Origin of the sequence: Rhodopirellula islandica, from assembly GCF_001027925.1 — a bacterium.
Classification (GTDB): Bacteria; Planctomycetota; Planctomycetia; order Pirellulales; family Pirellulaceae; genus Rhodopirellula; species Rhodopirellula islandica.
In genome coordinates this window covers 235,891-259,637 of sequence record NZ_LECT01000044.1, presented here as the reverse complement: position 1 = coordinate 259,637, position 23,747 = coordinate 235,891, and the positions used below count along the sequence as shown (strand labels likewise).

General features: G+C 56.3%; 17 protein-coding genes. 9 read left to right on the top strand and 8 right to left on the bottom strand.

Annotated features, from left to right (window positions below):
* Window positions 1-36 precede the first annotated feature (36 nt).
* Window positions 37-273: an AtpZ/AtpI family protein gene (locus RISK_RS22240; protein WP_047816485.1), complete on the bottom strand. Its 237-nt coding sequence runs from the start codon at window positions 271-273 to the stop codon at window positions 37-39.
* A 393-nt stretch (window positions 274-666) separates the two neighbouring features.
* On the opposite strand from RISK_RS22240, the gene RISK_RS22235 reads away from it, so the two are divergent.
* From RISK_RS22235 to upp, 4 genes are all read left to right on the top strand, one after another.
* The gene (locus RISK_RS22235) at window positions 667-1,977 is read left to right on the top strand and encodes a DUF4912 domain-containing protein (protein ID WP_047816716.1); all 1,311 of its coding nucleotides are present in this window, start codon (window positions 667-669) and stop codon (window positions 1,975-1,977) included.
* Window positions 1,978-1,980: 3 nt separating this feature from the next.
* Entirely contained in the window at window positions 1,981-2,775 is a 795-nt protein-coding gene (locus tag RISK_RS22230) for a ThuA domain-containing protein (RefSeq protein WP_047816484.1), read from the top strand.
* Between the two features lie 417 nt (window positions 2,776-3,192).
* On the top strand, window positions 3,193-4,569 hold the full coding sequence (locus RISK_RS22225; RefSeq protein ID WP_047816483.1) for a dihydroorotase: 1,377 nt from the start codon (window positions 3,193-3,195) through the stop codon (window positions 4,567-4,569).
* 306 nt (window positions 4,570-4,875) lie between these two features.
* Window positions 4,876-5,511: a uracil phosphoribosyltransferase gene (gene upp, locus RISK_RS22220; protein ID WP_047816715.1), complete on the top strand. Its 636-nt coding sequence runs from the start codon at window positions 4,876-4,878 to the stop codon at window positions 5,509-5,511.
* Between the two features lie 459 nt (window positions 5,512-5,970).
* Here the strand turns inward: upp and RISK_RS22215 are convergent, their stop codons facing one another.
* The 4 genes from RISK_RS22215 to larC form a co-directional block, all read right to left on the bottom strand.
* A complete protein-coding gene (locus tag RISK_RS22215) occupies window positions 5,971-7,518 on the bottom strand; it encodes a sugar ABC transporter ATP-binding protein (RefSeq protein WP_047816482.1) in 1,548 nt (515 codons plus the stop codon).
* Window positions 7,515-9,323 carry an oligoendopeptidase F gene (gene pepF, locus RISK_RS22210; RefSeq protein ID WP_047816481.1) on the bottom strand — a complete coding sequence of 603 codons (1,809 nt, stop codon included), beginning with the start codon at window positions 9,321-9,323 and terminating at the stop codon, window positions 7,515-7,517. The genes RISK_RS22215 and pepF overlap by 4 nt, the downstream gene beginning before the upstream one ends.
* An 82-nt stretch (window positions 9,324-9,405) precedes the next feature.
* Entirely contained in the window at window positions 9,406-10,692 is a 1,287-nt protein-coding gene (locus tag RISK_RS22205) for a hypothetical protein (protein WP_047816480.1), read from the bottom strand.
* 117 nt (window positions 10,693-10,809) lie between these two features.
* Window positions 10,810-12,033, bottom strand: coding sequence for a nickel pincer cofactor biosynthesis protein LarC (gene larC / locus RISK_RS22200; RefSeq protein WP_047816479.1), 1,224 nt, complete (start codon window positions 12,031-12,033; stop codon window positions 10,810-10,812).
* A 154-nt stretch (window positions 12,034-12,187) separates the two neighbouring features.
* On the opposite strand from larC, the gene RISK_RS22195 reads away from it, so the two are divergent.
* The gene (locus RISK_RS22195) at window positions 12,188-13,261 is read left to right on the top strand and encodes an LOG family protein (protein WP_047816478.1); all 1,074 of its coding nucleotides are present in this window, start codon (window positions 12,188-12,190) and stop codon (window positions 13,259-13,261) included.
* Between the two features lie 314 nt (window positions 13,262-13,575).
* A complete protein-coding gene (locus RISK_RS22190) occupies window positions 13,576-15,045 on the top strand; it encodes an aldehyde dehydrogenase family protein (protein WP_047816477.1) in 1,470 nt (489 codons plus the stop codon).
* A 29-nt stretch (window positions 15,046-15,074) separates the two neighbouring features.
* Here the strand turns inward: RISK_RS22190 and RISK_RS22185 are convergent, their stop codons facing one another.
* Complete coding sequence (locus RISK_RS22185) at window positions 15,075-15,800, bottom strand: pyridoxal-phosphate dependent enzyme (RefSeq protein ID WP_261340230.1); 726 nt, start codon at window positions 15,798-15,800, stop codon at window positions 15,075-15,077.
* A gap of 165 nt (window positions 15,801-15,965) precedes the next feature.
* On the opposite strand from RISK_RS22185, the gene RISK_RS22180 reads away from it, so the two are divergent.
* Window positions 15,966-17,087: a DUF1573 domain-containing protein gene (locus tag RISK_RS22180; protein WP_083435117.1), complete on the top strand. Its 1,122-nt coding sequence runs from the start codon at window positions 15,966-15,968 to the stop codon at window positions 17,085-17,087.
* A gap of 603 nt (window positions 17,088-17,690) precedes the next feature.
* Window positions 17,691-18,650, top strand: a complete 960-nt coding sequence (locus RISK_RS22175; RefSeq protein WP_047816475.1) for a hypothetical protein — start codon at window positions 17,691-17,693, stop codon at window positions 18,648-18,650.
* Between the two features lie 55 nt (window positions 18,651-18,705).
* Here RISK_RS22175 and RISK_RS22170 read toward each other — a convergent pair whose 3' ends face one another.
* Both RISK_RS22170 and RISK_RS22165 read right to left on the bottom strand, forming a co-directional pair.
* On the bottom strand, window positions 18,706-18,993 hold the full coding sequence (locus RISK_RS22170; protein ID WP_047816474.1) for a hypothetical protein: 288 nt from the start codon (window positions 18,991-18,993) through the stop codon (window positions 18,706-18,708).
* A 179-nt stretch (window positions 18,994-19,172) separates the two neighbouring features.
* Complete coding sequence (locus tag RISK_RS22165; RefSeq protein ID WP_047816473.1) at window positions 19,173-20,144, bottom strand: cysteine synthase family protein; 972 nt, start codon at window positions 20,142-20,144, stop codon at window positions 19,173-19,175.
* 433 nt (window positions 20,145-20,577) lie between these two features.
* Here RISK_RS22165 and RISK_RS22160 point away from each other — a divergent pair, with 433 nt between their 5' ends.
* Complete coding sequence (locus RISK_RS22160; RefSeq protein ID WP_047816472.1) at window positions 20,578-23,724, top strand: transglutaminase domain-containing protein; 3,147 nt, start codon at window positions 20,578-20,580, stop codon at window positions 23,722-23,724.
* Window positions 23,725-23,747 lie beyond the last annotated feature (23 nt).

The window sequence follows — 23,747 nt, the reverse complement described above, 5'->3', positions numbered from 1 at the left end:
AGAAGGAGTGTCCGGAACGCGTTCCGAACGCAGGTTTCACGACGGGAGCTGATTCACCATCAGAATCAGCCGGTAAAACCCCAAGCAGAACCCGACCAGAACCCCGGCGATTGCAATGAACGGGGTCTCGTACCCCATCCACGGATCCAGCCAGTAATACCCGATCGCCCCCAAAATGAGCGGGAACGAGGCAAGCTCAAACCCGGCCGAGGCCAACCGCAGCATCGGCTGCGTGTTCGATGGGTCCTCTTTTCGCTGCTTTGGATCATTCATACACACCCCTCTCATGAGCCATTCGCTCGATTGTCGCGTTCGGCAGGTTATAATGTCGCGAAGTTGATCGCACACGCCATGCAAGCGGTCGATCGCTCAAACGATTGCAAAGATTGGACGATCAGAGGGTTTTTGTCATCCGAGGATCAGGCTTTTCGCTTCTCAATCCGGCTTTTCAACAATCGGACACTAGAACAATGAGCATCCCCTTGCCATAATAGTTGGGCAGCGGATTCCCCCGTTAAGGTGCGTTCACTAACCGATTTTGCCTCCTTCCACAGCGGTACGGGTGGATGCACTACGGCATCCATCTGTTGCCTCAAATCAACCATTCACGCCTCGTTGCCCTTGAGTTGGGAAGATCGGCCAGGCGTTCATCTCGAGGAGCCCGCCTTGATTAGTACTGTTGATCTACCGTCCCAAACCCGTCGTGAATTGGCTGAAATCGCCAAGAATTACGGGATCACAGGCTTGCACTCGATGCGGAAGGACGATTTGATCAGCGAGATCAAAAAGGCCCAACAGCGTCTCCGCCGGAAAGCCTCCAGCGACGCCAAAAAGAGCCGGGCGGGAGCTGGCGCTGGTTCCGCCAAAGCGAAAAGCACGTCCAAAACCAGCGAAACGAGAGTTTCAGCCACTGCCAAGAAACCTCGGTCCACCGCGGCGAGCAAGACCTCTGCGAAATCACCGGCTCGCAAAGCGACCACCAGCAAACCCAAAACGACCGTGCGATCGCGTCCCGACGCACCCATGACTGACCTGACCGAACCCAAAATCTCGGCGAAAACCGAACGCATCCGGGCCGAAATGCGTCGCCGCCGCGAATTGGTTCAGAAGCACAAGGACCTCTCCACCGGAACCCTGGTTGCCGGTTCGGCTGTCACCGATGGTGCCCAACGTCATCGTGCAGCAGCTCCTCACAAAGATCGCATCGTGCTGGTCGTTCGCGACGCTTTTTGGCTGCAGGCCAGTTGGGAAATCACCCAAACCAGCGTCCAACGCGCCCAGTCAGCGATGGCCGAAAAATGGCACACCGCCGTTCCAACCCTGCGTTTATTGGCCGTTGGCGACGTGACTAGCAACAGCGCTGAAACAGTCGCTCGCGACATCACGGTGCACGGCGGCGTCAGCAATTGGTACGTCGACGTCCAAGACCCACCGTCGCGATTCCGCGTCGCCATCGGGTACTTGGCCAGCAACGGCGAATTCCACTGCCTGTGCCGCAGCAACGTGGTCGAAACCCCGGTCCCCGGCGATTGCCAACGCCTCGATGAGCACTGGCAAGACATCGCCGAAGACTACGAGCGAATCTACGCTCTCAGCGGCGGCTACGAATCTCGCAGCAACGATCTGCGAGAAGTCTTCGAAGATCGTCTGCAACGAAAAATGCCTCATCGCAACGATTCTGGATCGACCACCGGTGACCCCTCGTTGCTGCGTCAAACCAAGCTGCGACTGGACGTCGAAGCCGAACTGATCGTGTTCGGGAAAGCCGACCCCACGGCATCGGTGATGGTGGGCGGGCATCCTGTCAAACTTCAAAACGATGGTGCTTTCACCGTCCGCATGGAATTCCCCGACAAACGCCAGGTGCTTCCCGTGACCGCTGAAACACGCGATGGTTTACGCCAACGCACCACCGTGATCGCGATCGAGCGAAACACCAAGGTCATGGACACCGTCGAACTTCAAGAGAACAACTGAGCTATGACGTCTCACTCCACCCTGTCGCGGCGTTTCGCCGCGACTTTTTTGTTGGCATCCGCCGTCCTCGTTTCCGGGTTTGCCTCGGCCGACGAAGCCCCCGATGCCAAAGCGGACAACGATTCGCTGAATGTCCTGATCATCACCAGCGGTTGCTGCCACGATTACGACTTCCAAGCCAAAGCGATCCAGTTGGCGGCCACCAAGGCCGGTGTCGAAGCCAAATGGACCGTCGTCAACGATGGCGGCAAAGGCACCCAAGCCGAAATCGACTTCTACGGCGATGAAAACTGGGCCAAACCATTCGACGTCGTCATTCACAATGAATGCTTCGCTGCCACGACCAACCCCGACTACATCCGCCAAATCACGAAAGCCCACCACGCCGGTGTGCCAGCCGTGGTCATTCACTGCGCCATGCACACCTACCGTGACGCGGAAATCGACGATTGGCGTGAGTTCCTGGGCGTGACCAGCCGCCGCCATGATCACCAAAGCCATTACCCAGTCGAAGTGGTTGCGAAAGACCACCCGGTCATGCGTGAGTACCCCGCCGCTCACGTGTCCGCCATGGACGAGCTGTACATCATCGAAAAGGTTTGGCCCAACACGACCGTTTTGGCAACCTCCAAGAGCGAACGCGATGGCAAGTCCCATCCCGTCATTTGGACCAACCAATACGGCGACGCTCGCGTCTACGGAACCACCTACGGGCACTCCACCGAAACGTTCCAAGACAATGTGTTCCTGGCCAACCTGGTCCGCGGCATGCTCTGGGCCGCTGGTCGAGTCGAGTAGCCTGAGGCCCGGCCGCGAAGAGGTCGTGCAGTTTTTAAATGCTGTGCCAGCAGCGTCTTGAGAACCCCGACCGCCCAGCGGGAGGGGTCGGAAAGCGAGCGTTCAGCGAGATTTTCGGGGGAGGGCAACACGCGCCGCTTCCCTTGCACGGCCCTCACCCTCGCGTACGCCTGAACGGCGTCGCTCTCCCCAAACTTCGTTTCGGGAGAGGTTGCTGAGCGAAGCGAAAACCAACACCAGAGATTCGCTCCCGACTGCTTCGCATTCGAATCGGTGGCTAAATCGCATGCGTCGCTGAAATGGCGGCGAACCGTGATTCATGACGCGTTGGGTCACGATGAGCCCACGCATCGGTGCTAGACTGACAACCAAACATTGACACTCGTCCGGTTTGGTCTTTTCAGCTTGGTCTCCTTGATGGCTCGCACTCTGATTCGAAACGCGCAGGCGGTTTTGCCTGGCGATGGCATCCACAGTTCTTCCGGCACCGTCGACCTTCGCCACGTCTTGATCGAAGACGGCAAAATTCTCGACGTGGATGCTTCTTCCACCGCTTCCTGCGATCATCTGATCGAAGCGGATGATCTGTTCCTGATGCCGGGCGTGATCGACGATCAAGTCCACTTTCGCGAACCAGGTCTGACGCACAAAGAAGACTTGGCGACGGCGTCTCATGCGTGTGCCGCCGGTGGCGTGACCACGTTCTTGGAAATGCCCAACACGAAACCACCTGCGGTCACCGTCGAAGGTGTCCAAGCCAAAGAAGCACTGGCAGCCGAAAAGTCGCTGGTCAACTACGGCTTCTACATCGGCGCGACACCGGACAACGTGGCCGAGTTGAATGCCGCTCAAAACGTTCCCGGCATCAAGATCTTCATCGGTAGCAGCACCGGAAACCTGTTGGTCGACGAACAAGCCGCCTTGGAACGCATCTTCGCCGAGACGACTCTGCCGATCTGCGCCCACTGCGAAGACGAAACGACCGTGCGAGCCAACGCGGAACGACTGGCCGGGACCACCGACATTCACGATCACTCCCGCATCCGCGATGAAGCCGCTGCGGTGATCTCAACCGCACGAGCCACCGAGTTGGCCCGTCGGCATCAACATCGTTTTCATGTCTTGCATGTGTCCACCGGCGCGGAACTCGTGTCGCTCGCGGATCCATCGCCATACCTGACCGCGGAAGTCTGCCCACACCACTTGTTCTTCAACGTGGATGATTACGACCGCTTGGGTTCACGGATTCAAATGAACCCCTCGATCAAAACCGCGGCGGACAACGCCAAGCTTTGGCAAGCACTGCAAGACGATGTCATCCAAGTCATCGCGACCGACCACGCGCCTCACACGCTGGAAGAAAAAGCCCAACCCTACCCGCAGTCACCATCGGGTTTGCCAGCGGTCGAGAACTCGCTGGCGTTGATGCTGAATCAATGCAACGCTGGCAAGGTCACGATGCCACAGATTGCTCACTGGATGAGCGATGCCCCCGCACGGGTCTGGGACATCACCGGCAAGGGCCGCATTGCCAACGGCTACGACGCTGACTTGGTGTTGGTCCGCATGAATTCCGAGCGCACGATTCGCGACGAAGACCAACACACGAAGAACCGCTGGAGCCCCTGGAACGGCGAGACTCTTCGCGGATGGCCGGTCACGACGATCGTGAACGGTTCCATCGTGTGGTCCATCGACGGCGGTTTTCGCGAAAAGATCCGCGGCCAAAAACCAACCTTCGATCACGCCCGCGGCGGCTTCTGGAACACAGCCGATGGCATCGGCCCGACCTAAGTCACTCGTTCCAAGGCTCCCGCCTTGGAACGCACTGCCCCAGAGGCTCTCTACTAGGTCACTCGTTCCAAGGCTCCTGCCTTGGAACGCACTGCCCCGGAGGCTCCCGCCTCCCGTCGCATTGGAAAACATGACTCCATAGTCAGTGCCCGACACCGTCCACTCGCACTTGCCCCTCACCGCAAGCGTCGCATTGATTTCGACCTCAAAGACCAACACGTCCTTGACATCGATGACATCGATCAGAAACGTAAACGGTTTGGCAACCACTCTTTCAACGCTCACCCGTCGGGACCAGCCCAAGCCATGTCGCACGTTCACGTTTTGCAGCACCCTTTGGTTTCGCATCACCTTTGTCAATTGCGAGACAAACGGACGCGACCGTCTGAGTTCCGCGCGGCGGTTTCGCGGTTGGCAATGTTGATCGGAGTTCGCGCGACGGATGACTTGCCGACACAACCCGTCACCATTCCAACTCCGGTTGCCGACGCACCGTGTCACGAACTGGCGACCGACATCGGGATCGTGCCTGTGCTTCGAGCTGGACTGGGGATGGTCGATCCGTTGTTGGATTTGATTCCCGACGCCTCGGTGTGGCACCTCGGTTTGTATCGCAACGAGCAAACTGCCGAACCGGTTGGCTACTACGACAAACTGCCGAAGAAGGGTGCACCGAACGTTGCCTTGGTGCTCGATCCGATGCTGGCCACCGGCGGCTCGATCGACATGGTCGTTCGCCGTTTGATGCGGTGGGGCGTCGAAGACATTCGCGTGCTCAGCATCATCGCGTCGCAACCCGGACTCGACCGCGTCGCAAACGATTTCCCCCACGTCAAACTGTTCGTCGCTGCGGTCGATCCCAGCTTGAACGAACAAGCCTTCATCGTCCCCGGCCTCGGCGACGCCGGCGACCGCATCTTCGACACACCGCAAAACGACTGACAGTGTGTTACGTGAGTTTTCGAGCAGCGAATTCACGATTCAATGCACCGTAACGGATTCGCTCCAGGCCCGATTCGCCACAGGCCCAATGGGCCGAGCCCATTTTAGCCCAGGGCAACGCCCTGGGTTTCTGGGGCCGAACAGAACAGATGCGGTCGCCCCAACGAAACGAGGCGGCGCTCGTCAGACAGCGATGGATAGGGCCGCCCCGTTGGGACTATGGCGTGGTTTTGCCGCCGGTTTCCCAGGGCGTTGCCCTGGGCTGAAATAGCGGTGCCCCGTTGGGGCGGACGGAGACACAATGCAGCTTCGCTGCACATTCCCCAGGCCCAACGGGCCGAGCCTAATCTAGCCCAGGGCAACGCCCTGGGTTTTCAGAACGGCGCGAATGTCGGTAGCCCCAAAGGGGCGGCGTTAATCAGATAGAGTCGTCCCGTTGGGGCGGAGGCGTCCCATGACTCACTCGGTTGTGGCCGCAGCGCCGAGCGCTTCGGTCAGCAGACTGTGTTCGGTCCACTCGCTTGCTGGGCGGATGCCGGTCAGGCGTCCTTGGTGAATCACGCCGATTGAATCGCAGACGCCGAGCAACTCGGGCAAGTAACTGCTGATCAACAAGATCGCTTTGCCTTGCGCCGCCAACTCACCAATCGTTTGATAGATCGTGCGTTTGCTGCCGATGTCGATGCCCCGAGTGGGCTCATCGAGCAACAGGATCTCACAATCGTGATGCAGCAAACGAGCCAAGGCGATTTTCTGTTGGTTCCCGCCTGACAACTCGCCGATCGCCTGATCGGGGTCACTCGCCCGAACCGCCAATTCTTTCATCCAGTGCTCGGTCGCCTTCTTCATTTCCGATCGGCGAAGGAACGGGCCTCGTCGGTAAGGCTCCGTACGAGTCAGCGTCAAGTTCTCGGTCAGACTGCGTTCCAAGAACAACCCTTCGTTCTTGCGATCCTCGGACACCAAACCCATCGCGTCTCGGATCCAACTCTTCTGCGGATCCCGTCGCGCATTTTCGCGGCCCATCACGACGACTTTGCCAGACGCCAATCGATCCAGCCCAAACAGAGCACGAACGGTTTCGGTCCGTCCCGCGCCGATCAACCCGGCCAGCCCCAAGATCTCGCCGCGATGCAGCGTCAACGAAACATCGGTTGGCAATCGTGACCCGCGAACGTTTTCGAGTTGCAACACGGGTTCGCCGCGAACGTGATCGAGGTCGGGATAGAGCTCGGAGATCTCTCGACCGACCATCATCTGCACGATGGAATCCATCGGCATCCAGTCCGAATCGGTTTCCATCAAGCTGCCTGAGCCGGCTGTCACGCCATCGCGGAGCACGGTGAAGCGATCCCCGATCCGCTGACACTCTTCGAGGAAATGGCTGATGTACAGCACGCTGACGCCTTCGGACTTCAGTCGCTCGATCACCGCGAACAGGTTCTCGGTGTCGACCTGGGTCAGGCTGCTCGTGGGTTCGTCCAAGATCAACAGTTTCAGCGTGCGATCGGCCACGACCGCCCGAGCGATCTCGACCATTTGCTGCTGAGCGATCGACAATTCGCGAACGGGTTGCGCCGGATCAATGTCTTCGCAGTGCAACCGCTTCAAAGCTTCCTTGGCGATGGCATTTTGCCGGCTACGATCCAGCCAACCACCGCCCCGTCCGCCCCAACGAGACGGTTCGTCGCCCAGGGTGATGTTGTCCGCGACCGACAAATCGGGAGCCAAGTTCAGCTCCTGATAAATCATCGCGATGCCCGCGGCCTGGGAGGCTCGCGGGTTGCTCAGATCGACTTCTTCCCCATCGATTTGAATCCGACCGGCGTCCGGGCAATGGGCACCAGACAAAACCTTCATCAACGTGCTCTTGCCAGCACCGTTTTCGCCGATGATCGCGTGCACTTCCCCCGGACCAACGACCAAGTCCACGCCATCAAGCGCCTTGGTCGATCCAAAGTGTTTGCGAATTCCGGTCAGTTCCAGACGATGGGGAGCGTCGGTCACAGCAGTTCGTCGAGTTGCTTGGAAAGACTGGCGAAGTGATCCAAGGTCGTCTTCACCGCTTCGGGCTGGGTCATGTCGACACCAGCACCACGAAGCAGATCCAATGGGTCTTGGCTGCAACCACCACGCAAGAAGTTCAGGTAATCATTCAGTTCCGATTCGCCGCCACCGAGCACGCGACGACTGAGAGCCACGGCGGCACTGAGTCCGGTGGCGTACTTGTAGACGTAGAACGCACGGTAGAAGTGAGGGATGCGGAAACATTCCAGTTCCAACGCATCATCGACGATGAAATCGGGACCGAAGTAAGCGTCGAGCAATTCGCGATACACCGCGCGGAATGACGCGACCGTCAATGGCTCACCGGCTTCCGCCATCTCGTGCGTCTTCTTTTCGAACTCCGCGAACATCGTTTGCCGGACCACGGTGGCGCGGATGCTGTCGAGTTCATTGTTGATCAAATAGGCTCGCTCGGCATCGTCTTGAGCATTCTCAAGCAAGTGATGCGACAGCAATTGTTCGTTGAACGTGCTGGCCACTTCCGCCACAAAGATCGTGTAGTCGTAGTACTGATAAGGTTGGTTCTTCGACGAGTACCAACTGTGCATTGAGTGGCCGGCTTCGTGCGTCAGCGTGAACACATCGTTGAGCACTTCCTCTTTGAAGTTCATCAAGATGAACGGGTCGCCGTCGAATGATCCGCAACTGAACGCGCCGCTCTGTTTGCCTCGGTTGGGATAACGATCGGCCCATCGTCCACGCATGCCCGCTTCCAACGTCGACACATATTCGTCGCCGAGCGGTTGCAGTGATTTCAAAACCACATCGACCGCTTGGTCCCACGTGTGATGCTTTTTGATCCCGGACAGAATCGGCACGTAGGTGTCATAGTGATGCATGTCGGGCAAGTTCATCTTGCGACGACGCACGTCCAAGTACTCATGGACGGCTGGCAACGAATCTCGCACCGCTTGGATCAAGTTGTCGTAGACCGACACCGGCATGTTGTCGGGGAACAACGACGCTTCCAAACTGCTCTCGTAGTTGCGAGCCCGAGCGTAGTACACATCCCGGTGGATGCTGCCGGCCAACGTCGCGGCGAGCGTGTTCTCGTGTTCCGAGAAGACTTGGTAGTACTGATCAAACGCCTTCTTGCGAACGTCGCGATCGGTGCTGTGCAAAAACTGGATGAACGTCGCGTGCGACAACTCCATCCGTTGTCCGTCTTCATTTTCCAGCTCACCGAACCGCAGGTCAGCGTCATTGAGTTGCCGAAACGCATTGCCCGCCGCACCGGCCATCTCGCCTTGCATCGCCAACAAACGTTCTTCGCGATCGGTCAACGTGTGCGGGCGATACCGAACGATTCGCTCGAGCAACAACTTGTAGGGTTCCAGAACCGGATCGTTCAAAAACGATTCCATCTTTTCCGGTTCGATGCTCAGCAATTCGGGACGGACAAAACTGCTGGCCTGCGACGCCTTCACAGCCAAGTTTTGAAACCGCGACTTGCGAGCCTGGTGATCGCTGTCAGATTGATTCTCGGTCGTTCGCAAAAACGCGTACGTGCCGCAGCGTTCTGCCATCCGATCGAACTCGCCATCGAAATCCAAGAATTCACGGATGACTTGGGCCGATTCGCCCAAGCGTCCACGAAAGCTTTCGAAGGTGTCGGTTTTCGAGGTCAACGTGTCGAAATCAGCCTGCCAACCCTCCTGGGATTCGTACAGGCTGGACAGGTCCCAGCAATCGCTGGCGGCGACTTCGTCGCGAGTAGGCAATTTCGTGGCGGCGGGTGCGTTCATCCGTGGAGCATCGTTGGTGAGAGGAGTGAAGATGAGTTCAAGCCGGATAGTTTAACATCCGACTCAAACCGCCATCACCGCCTCACGGGGCAAGTCCCAGATCCTGTCCATTCGCCTGATTCGCGGTGTTTTGGAACGGATTTGGCCCCACAGAATGAACTCGCCATCCCTCGCCGGACACGAGTTGCCCTGGTTCAGTCCGCCCAGGTTCTGTCCGCCCGGGCTCGATCTCGACAGGCTCGAACTTCAAAGCTTGGCCGGAATACGGGTCCCGCGTTGCCTCGGCCGGCAAACCCAACCGATCGAGGTTCACTTCCGACGCCGTCAGCCCCTTGTCTCGGATCGCGTTGAGAATCCGCAAGCACCGACATCGAATGCGATCTCGTTCGAACGATGCACGACAGGAGTCCATCGCCGTCATCGCTGCTTGCGTCATCACTTCCGTCGGTGGACCACGATTGGCCGACCAATCACAGGGAGGCGTTTTGCCTCGGTCGATTTGACTCTGCATCGCGGCCAAGTAATCCGGCATCTGGTTCGAAAACACCCGCAACACCGCGGGCATGGATTGAATCGAAGCGATCCCGTAAACCCGTTCGGTTTTGAGAGTGTGCAAGAACGCGTCGCTCGATTCGCGTTCCGTCAACACTTTTTCGATGGCAGCGTGCGTGCCGGGATCCAGCGGCGAGACCTGCATGATCGCATTGAGTTGATCGATCGCGGACTGCCGGATCGCAACGTTGGTTTGATAAACAACGACTGTCGGACCCGTCTCTTGCAAACCTGTCAAACGCATCAAATCAACGCACAGCATCGCGGACTCATCAACCTTGCCCTTGGTCGCCAAAAACCGAGAACCACAGAGCATCAACCGGCCAACCATTCGCAATCGGCTGACTTCTTTCAGCAAGACTTGCATGTATTGATCGGGCGGCATCACACCGGACGGCGCTAGCGGCGAGGGCCACGCGTACCGCTGGCAATGCGACGCGTCTCGCAGAGCGGGCAAGACCTGTGGATGTTGTTGAAAAGCATCCTCCAGCAAAACCAAATGTTCCGCCGACAATGGCTGCTGATATTCGTAGGCTGCATCTGAATTCAGATACGGATGGAGAGTCTTGGCGAGTTCTTCCGCCGACTCGATGACCTGCAGTATCTCCCGTCGCGCATCCACTTTGTCCGCCATTGGCCAAACGGACACGGGAGTCGGATCCCCCAGCTCTGAGAGCGAAACCGGGTCACCGTTCGATGCAATGGTCAGCAACTGAGCCTGGACCCGGTACTGACGGAGCCCAATCGGGAGCCCCACCACCAACAGGCCGATGCACAGCAAACCCAAGCAGCCGAGTGAAGTTGTTTTTGCGTTCATGCTCCCCCAGGCCAGATCACCCGCTAGCAGGGGCGCGAAAAAATTCTGGCTTCTCTCTTTGTAGCGGCACGGCGCGAGCCGTCCGGTGCCCGGCGGTAGAACTTGCCACGTTGAGTCTCAAGCGGGACCGGACGGCTCGCGCCCTTCCGCTATCAATCCGGCAAACGCTGCCTGGGCTTCCGCACGAATTTGGTCGGCTGATTTTCCGGTCGCGGCGGACAACCGTTTGACCTCGTCGTTTTCCAACGAGAACCGCAGCGTTCCGTCAGGCAATCGCACCGTCTTGCCCGTCGCGGGTCCGTCCGGCGTTTGCACGGTCTGACTTTCGCGAGCCAGCTTCGAACGATTCATCTCCGTCCGACGAATTCCAATCGTGCTGGTTTGGGTGAAGAGCAACGTTTGCAACGCACCGATTCGGCCGGCGTCGCACAGCACCGAGACGGTTGTCGCCAAGCGTCCCTTTTTCATCACGATGGGAGTCTGCCAAACATCGAGCGCTTCCGCGTTCATCAACAGCTCGCTGACATTGGCCAACTGCTCCGCCGTCGCATCGTCGATGTTGCTTTCCAGCAAGGTGACTCGATCGGTTTCGATTTGACCTTGGGAAGAGCTCGCTTCGGCAAGCTCACCCAGCGTCACCCGCAACACGTTGGCCTGGCCTTCCAGATCACGCGTTCCCGATCCGTAGCCCACTCGCAACGGAGTCATCGCCGGAGGCGGACCAAACGATCGAGCCAGCGTCTTGATGATTGCGGCCCCGGTGGGCGTGGTCAGTTCCGATTCGATGTCGCAAGCCATCAACGGCACACCCGTCAGGATTTCCGCGGTGGCAGGCGCAGGCACAGCAACGCGGCCATGATCAATCGTGATCGCACCGGTCCCGGTGGGAATGGTCGATGACGTCGCGTGTTGAATGTCCAACGCATCGATCGCGATCGCCACGCCGACGATGTCCGCGATGGAATCGATCGCGCCAACCTCGTGGAAGTGAACTTTCCGAAGCGAGCAACCATGGACCTTGGCTTCCGCTTCGCCCACGCACAGAAAGATTTTTTTCGCGAGAGCCTTGGCGGATTCGTTGATCTCGCTGGCCTCGTCGATCATCGCATCGATGTGGTGCAGATGCCGATGAGCCTTTTCCGGCGGGTGATCGATGTGAATTTGCACGGCTCGAAAACCGCACTTTTTCACTTCCTCGGTCCGCAGCTTCAAATCCGGCAGATTCAGCGATTGCAGCCCCTGCTGGATCTGGTCCACGGACACGCCCAAATCGATCAGGGCGCCCAAGGTCATGTCGCCGCTGATTCCCGATAAACAGTCAAAGTGCAGTGTTTTTGTCATGCCGATAATGGAGCAAAACGAGCTGGAATTACCAAGCCGACCATTCATCAAAACCTCACCTGGGGCCTCCACAAATCGCGTTCCGGTGAACCCCTGATTCGTGGTAACTTGTCTGCCTACCGCAACTTGCTTGTCATCTCCTCCGGAACTTTTCATGACCGACGAAAACGAAAATTTGCCAGCCGAAGCCATTGGCGAAGATGAATTGCAACGGCCGCAACCGATCGATGATCCGATCTCCGACAACCAGTCGCAGGACTTGTACCAAGTCATGCGGCACACGATCGAGCGATTGGAAAAGGACAACACGGCTCGCGGTGATGTGAAGATCCTTTCCCGAACGATCCGGGAACTGCGGTACGCATTCAAAGTCTTTCGGCCATATCGTCGGCGACGCAAAGTCACCATCTTCGGATCGGCCAGAACGGCTCCGGATCGTCCGGATTACCAATCCGCGGTCGACCTGGGCCGGCGGATGGCGGCTCACGGTTGGATGATCATCACCGGTGCCGGCGGCGGCATCATGGAAGCCGGTCACAAAGGCGCCGGACGCGATGCATCGATGGGCCTGAACATCATGCTGCCGTTCGAACAAGGCGCCAACGAATACATCGAGAACGATCCCAAGTTGGTCACGCTGAAGTACTTCTTCACTCGCAAGTTGATGTTCTTGAAAGAGTGCAGTGGCATCGTCTGCTTGCCCGGCGGATTCGGAACGCTGGATGAAGGCCTCGAAGTCCTGACGCTGCTTCAGACTGGCAAGCAAACCATGATGCCGTTGATTTTCCTCGATCATCCCGGCGGCAGTTACTGGAAGGACTTGGGTAAATTCATTGACAAGCAACTGATGTGCAACGGCATGATCAGTCCCGAGGACGTGGCCCTCTACAAAATCACCAACTCGGTCGATGAAGCCGTCGAAGAGCTACTGACGTTCTATGACGTGTATCACTCCCAACGTTACGTCGGTGATCAGTTGGTGCTGCGGATGAAGCGAGCGTTGTCGGAAGAAACCTTGGAATTGATCCGCACCGAATTCGCGGACATTTTGAAGAGCGGCACGTTCGAACAAACCGGACCGCTGCCCGTCGAATCCAGCGAGCCCGAACTGGCGGATTTCCCCCGCTTGATCTTCCACTTCAACCGGCGTGGCCTTGGTCGATTGCGAATGTTGATCAACCAAATCAACGGCCATCCTCTGACCACCACCCCCGATCCCGAGTGCTGAACAGAGACTTAACGCTTTGAGGCCCGACGGGCCGGCACAGCCCTTGCCGGTGCCGTCAGGCACCGGAAACAGTTCCAGCTACTTCATCAGTCCCGGAGGGGCGACAGAGGACAGATCCGACAACCGAAAAATTCAGACTGTTGATATCAGATCAGCCGGAACGCGATCGCGTTCGGTTCGTCTTCAGAAACCGTGGGCTATCGCCCATCGGCTGATCGCTCAATCTTCGCGATCGCATTGGTTGGCATCCTCGCCTGCGAAGCCTTAAGCTGAAGGCTTGATTCCATTCCCATCGCAGCTGACGAGGATCTCTGATGTCGACAACACTTCCGGAATTCGCACCTCCCAAGGTTCGCCACACCCAGTTGTTCATCGACGGCCAGTGGCGTGATTCGGCCAGCGGAAAAACGTTCGCCACGATCAACCCCGCGACCGAAGAAGAGATCTGTCAGGTCGCTGAAGGTGACAAGGAAGACATCGACGCCGCAGTGGCCGCGGCACGCAGAGCCTTCGACTCGGGACCTTGGCGGACGATGGACGCTCGCGATCGCGGACGGCTGATGATGAAGCTAGCCGATGCGATCGAGAACGAGATCGATGAGCTGGCTCAACTCGAAACACTCGACAACGGGAAACCCCTTCGCGAATCGCGGCACGCGGATTTGCCCCTGGTGATCGATGCGTTGCGCTACTACGCCGGCTACGCAGACAAGATCCAAGGCGAAACGGTTCCCATTCGTGGCAACTACCTCTGCTACACCCGGAAAGAACCGGTCGGTGTGGTTGGGCAGATCATCCCTTGGAACTTCCCCATGCTGATGACCGCCTGGAAGTGGGGACCGGCTCTCGCCACCGGCTGCACGATCGTGATGAAGCCCGCTGAACAGACGCCGCTGACCTGCCTGCGAATGGCCCAGATTGCCAAAGACGTCGGCTTCCCCGATGGCGTCATCAATGTCGTGCCGGGCTTTGGCCCGACCGCCGGTGGAGCCCTGGTCGACCATCCTGGCGTCGACAAAATCGCCTTCACGGGAGAACACCGGACGGCTCAGTTGATCATGAAGAACTCCGCCCAATCGTTGAAACGACTGACGTTTGAACTGGGCGGCAAAAGTCCCAATGTGATCTTCAGCGACGCGGACTTGGACGCTGCTGTGCAAGGCAGCTTCGTGGGTCTGTATCTGAACCAAGGCCAATGTTGCTGTGCCGGCAGTCGCGTGTTCGTGGAAGAATCGATTCACGAAGCCTTCGTCGAAAAACTAACCGATTTGACAAACAAACGCGTCGTCGGCAACCCATTTGAACACACCACCGAACAGGGTCCTCAAATCGACCAAGCTCAATTCGACAAGATCATGAGCTACATCGACAAAGGCAACCAGCAAGGCGCGTCCTGCGTCAGTGGTGGCAAGCGTTCTGGTGATCGTGGTTACTTCATTGAGCCGACCGTGTTCACCGACGTTCAAGACGACATGGCGATCGCTCGCGATGAGATCTTCGGTCCTGTGATGAGCGTGCTGTCATTCAAAGACAGCGACGACATTCTGAAACGAGCCAACGACACGATGTTTGGATTAGCGGCTGCCGTGTGGACACAAGACATCAAGAAAGCCCACCACTTCGCCGCCAACGTTCGCGCGGGAACCGTGTGGGTCAACTGCTACGACGTCTTCGACGCCGCCGCTCCGTTTGGCGGATTCAAGATGAGTGGTCAAGGTCGTGAGCTAGGAACCGAAGGCCTGAAGGCTTACCTGGAAAGCAAAACCGTCACGGTCGCTCTTTGATTGTCACTCGATTCAGTAATCGGTCCTGGTCAGCAACATGTCTGGGCAGGATCGCATTCCAACTCTTCCACTGAGTCGCTGAACAACGGCGTCGAGAAGTAGCGTTCCATGCGGTCGGGAAAGACCGTGACAATCGTTGAATCGGGCGGGAGATCGCGTGCGGCTTCCAGGGCCGCGGCGAAGTTCAACCCTGAACTTGGCCCGACGGGAAATCCACGCCGGATCAGTTGGCGACAACACGCCAAAGCCACGCTGTCTTTCACATCGACTTGTCTGAGTCCGGGCAGATGGGCATCGCGGAAGATTGCCGAAGCACTTTCCACCACTCCCGGTATCTTCTTGCTGAAACTGGAACACTCCAACTCGTACAGGCCATCGGAGCAGACCGGCCGAGCCAGCACCGGCCGAGTGTTGCATCCGAAATCGCAGAACCCCTGGTACAGCCCGACCAAGGTGCCACCCGTTCCGACCCCACTGACGACCGCATCCACCGAACGAGAAGGAACTTGAGCGATGATCTCCGCGGCGGTTTGATAGCGATGTGCCGCCGGGTTGTCTGGATTCTCAAACTGCTTGCTTGCGAACGCCTCTCCTCGACCGGCGATCTCATCTGCCAATGCCATCGCTCCGCCCACGCCTTCCTCCGCGGGTGTCAGGATCACTTCGGCTCCAAACGCTCGAATCATCTTGATCCGTTCGGAACTCACCCCGCGCGGCATGACCGCAGTGAATCGCAAACCAAACTGGGCGCACATCAACGCAAGCGAGTCAAGGTTAGGTGCGCGGCACCATCCAGCGGTGCACTGTACGAACAAAATAACTATTCGCGACCCGCACCTCCCCACTTGCACCCCCCCCAGTAACCCCCCGTTAGAATACAGCAAGTCAGTGAAGCCCGAAAGCACCACTCGAGGAAATAAATGGCTACTCCAATTCCGTTGGGCTTGGGTGATCTCCCTCGCCTATTGTCGATCGCTGCGTTGTCTTTCGGATTTTCCTCCTTCGGTTCAATCGCCCCAGCAAACGGTGAATCGATAGAAGAACTAAAAATTGACTCCGCATTCGCATTGGATGCGGATTCTGGAAAAGCGGTTGCCCGCCTGGAACTTGGGAAGCTCGAAACAGGAAAGGAATACCGCATTCGTTGGAATGCAACCAACAAGTCTGGAAAGAAAATTAGCTTTGACAAAGCAGAACTGACATGCAGTTGCACAGATCTCTCACCAAGATTTGCAACACTCTTGCCTGGCGAAACATTCAATGCCACCTTCTCAATCCGCACCAACATGAACCCCGGCACGAATGAAAGCGGAGGAGGCTTCTGGCTAAAACACAGAGAGAAACCATCCGCTCACGTAATTTACAAATACCAGGTCAAAAACTACCTCGGGTTTGGCGATGACATGGTCATCGTTGTCTTTCGCGGAGAACAAACCACGCAAAATTTCGAATGCACCATAGTAGGGGACCAAAAACACCGCCCGACTGATCTCCGTTTCAGCCAAGAAGGGCTTTCGTCCAAAGTTGAGCTGCAGTTTGACCCGTCAACATCAATACTCAAAGGAACCGTGAAGTTAGCTCAAGGTATCGACCAAGGTGAGACAGAGGCAGGATCGCTAAAGCTATTTGCTGAAGGAGATGTGCCCGGAAAGAAATCTGTGCCAATTCTAGTTCAGCGTGAACCCAAGATATCCGTTACCCCGAAGACCTTTCGTTTTTTCCCAACTGAAATAACGGAAGAGACAGCCGACAGCGAGGACTACAAAGCATCGGTTCTGGTGAGCGCATTTGGGGATGACTTAAAGGGAAAAACGATCACAGCAGCTATTCGAATTAACAACCACCTCCACCCCGCTACGGTCAAGCGACTCGCAAACGGGATATGGAGAGTGAACACACAACTTAAGAAGCCGTTTTTTCTGAAACACCCTGACTACACACCTGGACGTTCTTTCGTTCTACCTGCGCATTTAGAGATTCAACTCGGTGACTCCTCAAATACCGTACCCGTTGTTTTACGTTTCCCACCTCAAGAGAGCTAGAGAATTACCAGGAAGCTTTGCTTTTCTGTTGCGGCACTATTTGTTGCGATCTGTTTTCCCGTCAACGTGAATGCGGAATGCTACAACATAAAACCCATTACTTGTGATGATATTGTCGACGATCCCACCCCAGACGGATGCGAATCAAGAGAATGTCTCGAGGTCGCGCACAATGTGTTTGTTTGCACTCATGCACTTGAGACCCGAATCAAGTCAATAACTAAACAGAGAGCCGTTACCGAGCCCACAGGCCCCTCAAACGTAGGTTACACACAGCATTACAACGACCCCAATGACTCGGGGGACTATTGTCAAGAAAACCAAGTTTGCTCAAATTATGGTCAGGAATGTGTGGGAGCCGCAAAACGATGCACAGGAGGCGACGTCTCCGACACGGGAATAAAATACTTTGACCAAAAGTTGAGAGAAAAGCTAGAACACATCTGCTTCTTCTAATCAAAACATCTGACAAGAAAATCCCTATTCCTGTCGATTGATTAGCAATACATGCTGCAGCAGCCAAAGTGCCGCTGCGGCATACAGTAGCAGTGGAATACTGAGCCGAATGGCCCGACAAACTTCAGCAAGGGACCTTTATAAACAATGAACTCACTCACACCGAAACAACTCTGGTTTCATCTGCAACTCACTGCAATTTTCCTTTCTCTGTTCACAACTATAAAAGCAACTTCGGCTGATGAGGCGACCAAGCAGGAGGCAGTAGGCTTGCTAGAGGCCTGCATACTCAACACAAAGTCATTGTATCCAGTCGATGTCCAGATCCAGACTGTAATCACGGACTACTACAATGATGAAGCAACGCTGTCGCAGTCCGAGTCCTATCGATTGCGAATTGACCTGGAGGGCGAACTTGCGATGCGAGCCGGGGAGTCACGCCTTGCCAGCAATTACCGCCTTGACGAAACAGCCCCGGTGGCGATTGAACCTAAATACAACGCTGTGATCGTAGACGGAAATGTAAGGCGAATTATCCGGAATGGGTCTGTCAGTGAAAATCGCTACGTTGGGTTCAAAGATGCAATGCACGACACAAACAGTATCTCACCAGTCGGGTTCTGGTCGGTAGCGCATTTCCCGCAGCAATTAAACTACATTGATTGGTTTGCAGAAACGAAATTCCATCTTCTTCATCCGGATTCGGATGTCCAGCTGATCAACAATGGAAATCAAACAACAACTGTTTCTTGCCGATTTTATACGGAACCAAATTCAAAGTCTAGCTTTGAGAAGTACGTGTGGAGAATCGACACCAAACACTATCAAGTACTGGCGTGGCACGCATCGCGTTCGAAAGATTCAACGACTCGAAAGGTCTGGCAACAGGAGATAGACTACAGCAATTCACAAGAGCTGCTTCCATTGCTGATTACCTCACAGGTCGGTGTAGCGAGGCAGGTCGATGGCGTTTGGGAGGTCGGAAAACGATATATAGGAACAGAAATCAAAGCGGTAGAATCTAAAGATAATGATTGGAAAAAAACATCTTCTTCTATCTCTTCAGTCGCGGATATTATTGAGTTCTACAAACAGCCCTCACTATAGTGCGGCAATGTGCTGCCTCTCTGTAACCGTACATCAGAGTATGTGTTCGGTGCGGCTAGCGTCGGCTTAGTTTTCTTCGTCGGGCGCGGCGGGCTTTGTTTTTGGCGGCTCGGGCAAGGGATTCTTGTTGGCGGTAGGTTCGGACGTTCTGGGGATTTGCTTTGGCCCATCCGTCAGGCAGCGGCGACTCGAGATCGGTCTGACCACCGGCAAGTTTGCGAAGCACGTCGTCCAGGTACGCCCACGGGTCCACATCGTAACGATGGGCACTGGCCGTGATCGTGTACAGCCGAGCCGCATCCGCGCCGCTCGCATCTTGCCGGGATCGGAACCGATCGACCATCTGCACCAAAACGAGAACGGGTTAGTTTCCCAAGTCCAATTGTCGGTCAACTGACGCGTTCGTTTCGACGCCTCACTTCGCCGATCGTCATTATTGGGCAGCAGCCATCAAGCTAAATCACAATGCAAAACCGTGACGGTCGCACTTTGATTGACACTCGATTCAGTAATCGGTCCTGGTCAGCAACATGTCTGGGCAGGGTCGCATTCGAACTCTTCTACTGAGTCGCTGAACAACGGCGTCGAGAAGTAGCGTTCCATGCGGTCGGGAAAGACCGTGACAATGGTTGCATCGGGCGGGAGATCACGTGCGGCTTCCAGGGCCGCGGCGAAGTTCAACCCCGAACTGGGCCCGACAGGAAATCCGCGTCGGATCAGTTGGCGACAACACGCCAAAGCCACGCTGTCTTTCACATCGACTTGTCTGAGTCCGGGCAGATGGGCATCGCGGAAGATTGCCGAAGCACTTTCCACCACTCCCGGTATCTTCTTGCTGAAACTGGAACACTCCAACTCGTACAGGCCATCGGAGCAGACCGGCCGAGCCAGCACCGGCCGAGTGTTGCATCCGAAATCGCAGAACCCCTGGTACAGCCCGACCAAGGTGCCACCCGTTCCGACCCCACTGACGACCGCATCCACCGAACGAGAAGGAACTTGAGCGATGATCTCCGCGGCGGTTTGATAGCGATGTGCCGCCGGGTTGTCTGGATTCTCAAACTGCTTGCTTGCGAACGCCTCTCCTCGACCGGCGATCTCATCTGCCAATGCCATCGCTCCGCCCACGCCTTCCTCCGCGGGTGTCAGGATCACTTCGGCTCCAAACGCTCGAATCATCTTGATCCGTTCGGAACTCACCCCGCGCGGCATGACCGCAGTGAATCGCAAACCAAACTGGGCGCACATCAACGCAAGCGAAATGCTGGTCGACCCGCTCGATGCTTCGACCACCGCATCACCACGGCCCAGCAACCCGCTTCGGATTGCCTTTCCCAAGATGAAACGAGCGATCCGATCTTTGGTGGAGCCACTCGGGTTGTGATATTCCAGCTTGCACCAAATGACTGGCCCATCATCGGACAGTTTCACCGGCGCAATCGGAGTTGAGATCGCTTCGGTTGCATAGCTGTACGAAGCCGGATGATTCGTCATAGTTCCATCGCGGGTTGCGAGTTCCTGGCGGTGACACCATTTGTCAAACCAACAATTGACATTCCAAGTTTGGCGAATGCCACTGTTTTCTGCAGCAACATAAAAAACGGACGACCGACCACCCTTAACACGCCGTCTTGGGTGATGATCCAAACAACAAAAGATGACTCCTGGTTTGTCAAAGTTAAAAGTCAGGGTTGACCGTCGTGGACGAGGCGAGGAGTCCTTGGTTTTGACGCCAGTTCAGGACTCGTCGCCTCGTCCACTACCCTAAAAAAGTCCATTCGGCGAGGACCGTTCATCAGTGGTTGCGTGTGCTTTGGCCAGTCATACTGTTGACCTGACCGGGCGTTTAAAAGGGAGCAGTGACCGCTGCTGCAATCAGATGCCAGTTCCAAACCATTGCCTGACACTTGAACGCTGAGTCCATCTCATGAGACAGCCGTTGATTGCCTTGATTCTTCCGACGCTCCTCCTCGGCCTTTCTGGACTCGCATCGGCGGAGTTCGACACCGATCGACTGGCTCTGGCGGGAGACAACCGTGCGGAACTGGAACAAGCGCTGGCAGATGCACCAGCGGATCAACGGGAAGGGATCGAGTTCCTGATTGCGAATATGCCCGAGAGTGATCTGCAAACGCTTTCGGCGGACTACCTGTTGGAAAACACTCGACTGGCCTATCAAGCTTGGACCGATGCACCGTGGGCAAAGGAGATTCCCAAAGACATCTTCCTCAACAATGTTCTGCCCTACGCGAGCATCAACGAGCGACGCGACGAGTGGCGAGCCGATTTTCGAACACGATGCCTGCCGATGATGGAAGGAGCGAGCTCACCGAGCGAAGCGGCCGCTTTGATCAATCAAAAACTATTCAAAAACGTCGGCGTCAAATATTCCACCCGGCGAGTGAAAGCGGATCAAAGCCCACTGGAATCAATGGAGACCGGATTGGCGTCGTGCACCGGTTTGTCGGTGTTGCTGATTGATGCTTGTCGATCCGTTGGGATCCCCGCTCGGTTTGTGGGCACGCCCCTGTGGTTCAATCAATCCGGAAATCACTCGTGGGTGGAAGTCTGGGACGATGGCTGGCATTTCACAGGTGCCGCGGAGCCAACCGGAAACGAACTGGATCGTGGTTGGTTCGTCGCCAATGCAACCAAAGCAGACCGTTCGTCAAAAGCTCACGCGATCTATGCAACCAGTCTCAAACAGACCCCGCTCTCGTTCCCATGCGTTTGGAATCGAAAGCTACGAAGCATTCCCGCTGTGAACGTGACCGACCGCTACGTTGCTCTTCAAAAGTCATTGCCGCCCGGCATGACTGAGTCGTTGTTCGTGGTGCATGGTGCGGATGGGAACCGAGCCAGTTGCCGATTGCGAGTCCTGGATGGCGACGAAGTTGTCTTTGAAGGTCAAACCAACGACGAAGGATTCGATGCCAACGATCATCTTCGCGTGGAACTGAAACAACAACACAAGTACTCGGTCTTGATTGGCGAAGGCGATCAAGTCATTCGTGACACCATCATCACCGATGCGGATGAGGAGTTGCATGAGCACCACCTCGTCTCCGTCGATGCGGTTTCCGAATCACAGGCGAATGAATCCGTCGCCGCGATCAAAGCTCTCCGCGATTACCTCCAGTCCCAACCGGCAGCGGATCTCAAGACGATCCGCGCTCAATCGTTCAGCGATGTCGCACTGACCGCGGACGATGTTGTCCGCGCCAGAAAGATCCTTGCAGAGCATCACAAGCAAACTCTGCTCAAAACGCGTTCCGAGGAAATGAAGGCTCGGGTGTTGGTCCACGGCGATCATGAGATGCCGTTTGACTATCGCGTTTTTGGCGAAGCACCCGAAGAAGGTCGCAGTCTCTACATCTCTATGCACGGCGGTGGTGGTGCCCCGAAAGCGGTCAACGATCGTCAGTGGGAAAACCAGAAACGTTTGTATCAACCCGAAGAAGGTGTCTACGTGGCTCCGCGAGCTCCGACCGACACCTGGAACCTGTGGCATCAAAAGCACATCGATCCGATGTTCGTGCGTTTGATTGAAAACATGGTCGCGTTTGAAAACGTCAATCCAAATCGCGTTTACGTGATGGGTTATTCCGCTGGCGGTGATGGCGTGTATCAACTGGCACCTCGTTTGTCCGACCGCTGGGCAGCCGCCGCGATGATGGCGGGACATCCCAACGAAACGTCGGCACTGGGTCTCCGCAACGTTCCCTTCGCGTTGCAAATGGGAGGCAAAGACGCGGCCTACAAACGCAACCAAATCGCTGCCGATTGGCAAACGAAGCTGGCCAAACTGCAGGAAGCTGATCCCGAGGGATACGAACACTTCGTGAAGATCTACCCGAACAAAGGGCACTGGATGGATCGCGAAGATGCAGTCGCGCTTCCTTGGATGGCCGAGCACACTCGAAACGTGACCCCGTCCAAGATTGTGTGGGTCCAGGACGATGTGACCCACTCGCATTTCTATTGGTTGGGCGTGGAAGAGTCGTCGGTCAAAGCCGGTGCGACCATCATCGCAGCCGTCGACGGTCAAACGATTGACTTGATCTCCTCAGACGTGAACAAGATCAACGTCTTCTTGGATGACCGATTCATCGACTTGGACCAACCGATCCAGATCACCAGCAGTGGTCAAATGCTGTTCGAGGGCCAAGTCACGCGAACTCTGAAAACACTCGTGACAACCCTCGACGAGCGATCCGATTCCGAGCTCGCATTTTCGACTTTCGTCGAAGTGGAGATGCCCAAGCCGTTCCCTCAATCGTTGGTCCCTGCCAAGGATTTGCCGCGATACACCGCGGCGAAGATTGATACTGAGCTGACGATCGATGGTCGCTTGGACGAGGAAGCTTGGCAGCAAGCCCGCAAGACCACCTCCTTTGTCGACTTGGTCAGCGGACAACCCACTCGCTACGACACCCGCTCATCCATCCTGTGGGATGACGAGTTTCTTTACATCGGATTCTGGTTGGAGGAGCCCAATGTCGACGCGGAGTACAAAGACCGTGACGATCCGATTTACTACGACAACGACGTCGAAGTCTTCATCGCTGGAAAGGACGCCTACTACGAGTTCGAGATCAATTCCTATGGAACCGTCTACGAAGGTTTCTTTGTATGGCAGGAAGCGTACGAGAAAGGTGGTTATGCATCCGACCCACAACTCGCCAAAGACGCTCCGAATCAACAGGAGTTCGATGGCGTTGGGTTCACCGACCATCCACGCGGTAAACGCATCGCGTTTCTAGGCTACGACTTTCCCAATTTCAAATCCGCCGTTCACATCAACGGGACCTTGAACGACGATTCCGACGTCGATCAAGGCTGGACGGTCGAGTTGGCGTTTCCATGGAAAGAGATGAAATGGCTTGCCAAAGGCGACAACCGATCGCTGCCACCCAAGGTCGGCGACCAGTGGCGAATCGACCTCTTCCGATTCAACAAGACCAAGGCCCCCGAACCCGCCACCGACTCCAGCGGTTGGGCCCTCGGCAAACACGGAGTCTGGGACTCCCACATTCCCGAAATCTTCCCCATCATCACCTTCGCGGAGGAGTGATGATGGCGTCGAAGTACAAAGTC

Excerpts from the sequence above, each read along its gene's own strand:
- RISK_RS22240 (WP_047816485.1), bottom strand. The coding sequence starts at position 273 with ATGAATGATCCAAAGCAGCGAAAAGAGGACCCATCGAACACGCAGCCG.
- RISK_RS22230 (WP_047816484.1), top strand. The coding sequence starts at position 1,981 with ATGACGTCTCACTCCACCCTGTCGCGGCGTTTCGCCGCGACTTTTTTG.
- RISK_RS22225 (WP_047816483.1), top strand. The coding sequence starts at position 3,193 with ATGGCTCGCACTCTGATTCGAAACGCGCAGGCGGTTTTGCCTGGCGAT.
- upp (WP_047816715.1), top strand. The coding sequence starts at position 4,876 with ATGTCGCACGTTCACGTTTTGCAGCACCCTTTGGTTTCGCATCACCTT.
- pepF (WP_047816481.1), bottom strand. The coding sequence starts at position 9,323 with ATGAACGCACCCGCCGCCACGAAATTGCCTACTCGCGACGAAGTCGCC.
- RISK_RS22205 (WP_047816480.1), bottom strand. The coding sequence starts at position 10,692 with ATGAACGCAAAAACAACTTCACTCGGCTGCTTGGGTTTGCTGTGCATC.
- larC (WP_047816479.1), bottom strand. The coding sequence starts at position 12,033 with ATGACAAAAACACTGCACTTTGACTGTTTATCGGGAATCAGCGGCGAC.
- RISK_RS22195 (WP_047816478.1), top strand. The coding sequence starts at position 12,188 with ATGACCGACGAAAACGAAAATTTGCCAGCCGAAGCCATTGGCGAAGAT.
- RISK_RS22190 (WP_047816477.1), top strand. The coding sequence starts at position 13,576 with ATGTCGACAACACTTCCGGAATTCGCACCTCCCAAGGTTCGCCACACC.
- RISK_RS22185 (WP_261340230.1), bottom strand. The coding sequence starts at position 15,800 with ATGTGCGCCCAGTTTGGTTTGCGATTCACTGCGGTCATGCCGCGCGGG.
- RISK_RS22180 (WP_083435117.1), top strand. The coding sequence starts at position 15,966 with ATGGCTACTCCAATTCCGTTGGGCTTGGGTGATCTCCCTCGCCTATTG.
- RISK_RS22175 (WP_047816475.1), top strand. The coding sequence starts at position 17,691 with ATGAACTCACTCACACCGAAACAACTCTGGTTTCATCTGCAACTCACT.
- RISK_RS22170 (WP_047816474.1), bottom strand. The coding sequence starts at position 18,993 with ATGGTCGATCGGTTCCGATCCCGGCAAGATGCGAGCGGCGCGGATGCG.
- RISK_RS22165 (WP_047816473.1), bottom strand. The coding sequence starts at position 20,144 with ATGACGAATCATCCGGCTTCGTACAGCTATGCAACCGAAGCGATCTCA.
- RISK_RS22160 (WP_047816472.1), top strand. The coding sequence starts at position 20,578 with ATGAGACAGCCGTTGATTGCCTTGATTCTTCCGACGCTCCTCCTCGGC.